A 3,864-nucleotide genomic window follows, 5' to 3' on the forward strand; every position below is an offset into this window, starting at 1 on the left:
TTGCAATTGTTCTTCTTTCAGTAACGGGGTTCGACCTCCCGCATAAGACCGATTTTTATTTCGCTGATTTCTGATCGATTTTTCTCCTTGTTCGTTATAGTTTTTGACGACTTCTCGGGCATAGCCATAACTGATTCCCACTGCGACGGCACTATTTTTAATCGTCCATCCTGACGCGACTTTCCACAATAAATGCCATCTCTTTGTCTCTACCGGGTCGCGGCTCTTTCTATATCTGTTTTTAAGTTCTTCTACTGGCAAATGGGGAACTATCGTTACTGTTCTCGGCATCACTTTTTAAGTCTGAAGTTTTAACTATTATAGCGTGGCTTTGACAACTGGATTCCGTATAAGTAGCTCCACTTAATTAAAAATAAAACGCTCCACTTCAAATCCACCCTGTTCTCCTCGATGCTTCATTCCCTCTATAATTCCTTCAACTAAATCATATTCATCTTGAAATACTCGCCCTCTTAATTCATCTCTCTTCAGGTGTAACCACTGATCTTCCATTCTATTCATTTGCGGATTGTAACTGGCTTGAAAAAAGATTAGTAATCCTTGTTTTGGGTGCATCTCAGTTTTGCAAAAACATGAGAATTGGAGGCTGAAATCCTTATTCTCTCGTATAGATTTACATTTTTGAGATGCACCCCTTGTTTTTCCCAATAACTCTGCCTTTCTTTGGCTTTTGACGCTCGGTGAATTGAGGCATTGTCATTGACAATTACTGTGAATTGTCCGGTCTCAAACAGTCTCTTGCTGGCTTGTTTAGCTTGGGCATCTAAAAATTGAATATATCTCTGGGCATTAAAACTACATCCGATCGGTCCATACTCTAATTTCTGATCGGGTTCCCAGACTCCCATAATATTTATTCGTCTTCCTCTTCTTTCTTTTTGCCTGACTATTTTTTGTTTTCCCACTTCTCCATAACTATAAACCAACGGACTTTGAGGACAACATCCTGACTCGTCTAAATACATTAAGGTGATTAAACCCATTTCTGCCCACTTCTTCAGCATTGCCAAATCTTGCTTTTTGGCTTCCACTTCTTTGGGACTCAGGCTTAAAGGGGGTTGCCTTCTTATTCTCTTCCAACGCCAATTTTTTTTTGAGTATTCGGCGAATTTGTTCCGCTCCTAATTTGACTTGGCGTTCTGGTTCGAGTTTTTCCGCTAATTGTTTGCTGGTATAACCACACTCCTCATTTAAACATTTTTCAAGATATTGCCAATCTTCTTCGTCCCAAGATCTTTTCCTTCCCGATCTCGGGTTATCCCATAATCCCATTAGCCCTTGGGTTTCCCATCTATGAATTGTTTTTCTGACCGTTTGGGGAGTACATTTTAGATAGTCCCCAATTTGAGTAACCGACCATCCTTGATGGCTTAATCTCAAAGCCATTGCTCTTTGTTTGGTTCTTTTAGCAATCGCATTTGCTAGAGATAACTGTTCTAAAGTTATATCTTCACTTTCTGAGAGTTTGACTTGCAAGGGGGGGTGCATCTCACTTTTGCAAAAACATCAGTTTTGGGTGGAAAAATTCCCGATTAGCACTTCCGGTATAAGATCCCCGGCATCTCCAAGATGCCGGGGATCTGGAAATTGAGTGCGCCCAATTCGATAAATTTGGGTCTTCGGAGTTTGTGGTTATAAATGTATACCATAATACAAAAAATTGAGAATTCGAGAGCCAAAACCCTTGAAATCTCGTGAAGTTAGTTTTTCTGTCACCCTAAACTCCGAAGAGCCATAAATTTACATTTTTGAGATGTACCCTGCAAGGGCGCTGGCATGATTTTTTCAGTTCTTATAGGGCTGTATCTATTATACGCTTATTTAGGTGGAGCTACTTAACACGGTCTAGAGAGTGTAAGAGAGGTACGAATATCAATATAAATCCTCTCGCTCATCTAATAATTTATAGTGGTTTTCTAGAAGCCAGTGTTTGGCTTTCTCGTAGTTTTTAAACGAGTGAGAAACTCGATTTTCTTCTGGTAATCTAGGATCGTAAATTTCTACTTCGTTATTATCAAATCCTGCTAACACTAATAGACTTAGTTGGTCAATACCACTGCTGTCAAATACAGCGAACATCCAGACTTCAGACCACACTAAACATTTTTTACTCATCATCTGTTTCCTTCACATACTTGCGCTCGATCATCCGAAATTCGTCCTCGGAGAGCCATGCTTCAACATCCTCATAACTATCACAGATATCTATATCTCGATCCTTATTGTAGTTATAGGTAATGATTGTCCCATCCTCATAAACCTTCAATATAAAAAAATCCATATCGTACAAACAATCCCGCCTTTGAATAGAATCGGGCATCAGGAACAGCCAAACTTCAATCCATTTTAGTTTCTTACAATTCATTCGTCTTCTCCAGCAGGTCTAACTCTTGGCACCAGGTGATATCTAAAAGTATTGTTGACGTATCTACCTTTAATTTCCACTATATGAAGAGGTATATCTGGCCGTCCTTTTTGATATCGAGTCCCTATTTGCTGGGGAGAATTGTAGATCCAACGGTCATGGTTGCCAGCAAACCCTGAGTAAAGACCTCTCTCCCAAACTCGCTGCTCTAAAGCGGGTAAGTCTTGACCTTCAAAGACATGAATTCCTTTACCTCGATTGTATTCTCTACTTGCTCTAGAGCCATCTCGAAGATGCCACTTTTCTGTATAATTGATATCAAACTCTGAGGGCTGAGGGGGACGACCACCTGGCTCCTCATTTGGAGCCTGACTGACTCTAAATTCATTGGTCTGTGTAACTCCAATCCTTAGTGGTCTACGGCCTGTACCCAAAGCATTACCACTCAAGACGGCAGAATAAGTTCCCTCTTCCGTAAATGTTACCTCTCGCTCAACGACTACATTCGATCGAGGAGGGCTAAGGATATGTTGGAAATGTTGGGGACCGGGGTCTCCTCCTTCTCCTCTAAACTCGACCCATACATCGATTTCTTCGAGAATAACCCCCGGTTTCCCAACTATTTCAAAGGATACGATAATCGTTGAAGGCCCGACCGCCGCACAAGTCAAAGCCGTGTAGCCAGCATTCCCTTCACCTTGACCCGTTCCCGCTTGCCCAGGACCTCGAGCCTGAGCGATCGAATTTTCAGAAGAAGGAGAAGCTCCTAGACTAGCTGACTGCCTTGGCGAGCTTCTCTCCTCTGCCAGACCTTTCGCACCTGAAGCCGCTTCATCAGCCACCGGCGCTGACATTCGTTCGGCCCAACTGACATTGGGATTTCCCTCCCGAACCCCCAACTCGCTTAAGGTGACTTCGGGTTCTTCGGCCGCATTCGACGTCGAGGGAGCCGCAGGGGAAGGAACCGCCCAGAAATTGGTGCGGCTAGGAGCCTTCGATTGTTGTGGGTCGAAGAGAGCGCCCATTTCTCAAAATTACCTTCGAGAAGAGTCTTTCGATCGAACTTTGTGTTAATCTACCACAGAATCCCAAAAATATTACGAATCGAACTGTCACGATTATGGAGAGTCAGCCGAACCAAGCCGAACCCAACACGCGATCGCTCGTTCGAGCGGCACTGAGCGTGCGTCAGACTCTCAAACACTACCTTGAAGCGAACTCATCCCAACCTCCCGATGCGATCGCCCTCCAAACGGCGAGTCCAGAGTTAGAAAAGTTGCAAGACCAATTTGGCTTATCTGCTTTCGAGAGCCAGACGCTCCTGTTATGCGTCGCCGCCGCTCTGTGGTCGGATGTGGGCAACCTGCTTAGTGGTGCAGAAAACTCAGAAGGGTCATAGGGATTGACAAAAAGCAGCCGTTCTGGAGAGAAGAGAAAATCAAGCGGTAGAAACCCGAGCGAACTCAAGGCGGAGTTGC

General features: G+C 43.7%; 7 protein-coding genes. 1 reads left to right on the forward strand and 6 read right to left on the reverse strand.

All coding sequences use genetic code 11. The features are described from left to right. The 6 genes from GEI7105_RS37240 to GEI7105_RS0112940 form a co-directional block, all read right to left on the reverse strand. The coding region (locus tag GEI7105_RS37240) for a helix-turn-helix domain-containing protein (RefSeq protein ID WP_245555403.1) at positions 1 to 261 on the reverse strand (261 nt) is incomplete at its 3' end. 102 nt (positions 262 to 363) lie between these two features. Beyond that, positions 364 to 576, reverse strand: a complete 213-nt coding sequence (locus tag GEI7105_RS38445) for a hypothetical protein (protein ID WP_218959082.1) — start codon at positions 574 to 576, stop codon at positions 364 to 366. Then, positions 552 to 947 carry a transposase gene (locus GEI7105_RS33455; protein WP_245555404.1) on the reverse strand — a complete coding sequence of 132 codons (396 nt, stop codon included), beginning with the start codon at positions 945 to 947 and terminating at the stop codon, positions 552 to 554. The genes GEI7105_RS38445 and GEI7105_RS33455 overlap by 25 nt, the downstream gene beginning before the upstream one ends. Continuing rightward, positions 937 to 1,497, reverse strand: coding sequence for a helix-turn-helix domain-containing protein (locus GEI7105_RS30340; protein WP_158413202.1), 561 nt, complete (start codon positions 1,495 to 1,497; stop codon positions 937 to 939). Before GEI7105_RS30340 ends, GEI7105_RS33455 begins: the two co-directional genes overlap by 11 nt. Positions 1,498 to 1,893: 396 nt before the next feature. After that, positions 1,894 to 2,139, reverse strand: a complete 246-nt coding sequence (locus tag GEI7105_RS0112930) for a hypothetical protein (protein WP_017660879.1) — start codon at positions 2,137 to 2,139, stop codon at positions 1,894 to 1,896. A gap of 243 nt (positions 2,140 to 2,382) precedes the next feature. Further along, the gene (locus GEI7105_RS0112940; protein WP_144053788.1) at positions 2,383 to 3,228 is read right to left on the reverse strand and encodes a DUF6972 family protein; all 846 of its coding nucleotides are present in this window, start codon (positions 3,226 to 3,228) and stop codon (positions 2,383 to 2,385) included. Positions 3,229 to 3,506: 278 nt separating this feature from the next. Here GEI7105_RS0112940 and GEI7105_RS0112945 point away from each other — a divergent pair, with 278 nt between their 5' ends. Further along, positions 3,507 to 3,785: a hypothetical protein gene (locus tag GEI7105_RS0112945; protein ID WP_017660882.1), complete on the forward strand. Its 279-nt coding sequence runs from the start codon at positions 3,507 to 3,509 to the stop codon at positions 3,783 to 3,785. The last annotated feature ends 79 nt before the right edge of the window (positions 3,786 to 3,864 follow it).

This window comes from Baaleninema simplex PCC 7105 (genome assembly GCF_000332355.1).
GTDB lineage: Bacteria > Cyanobacteriota > Cyanobacteriia > Cyanobacteriales > Geitlerinemataceae > Baaleninema > Baaleninema simplex.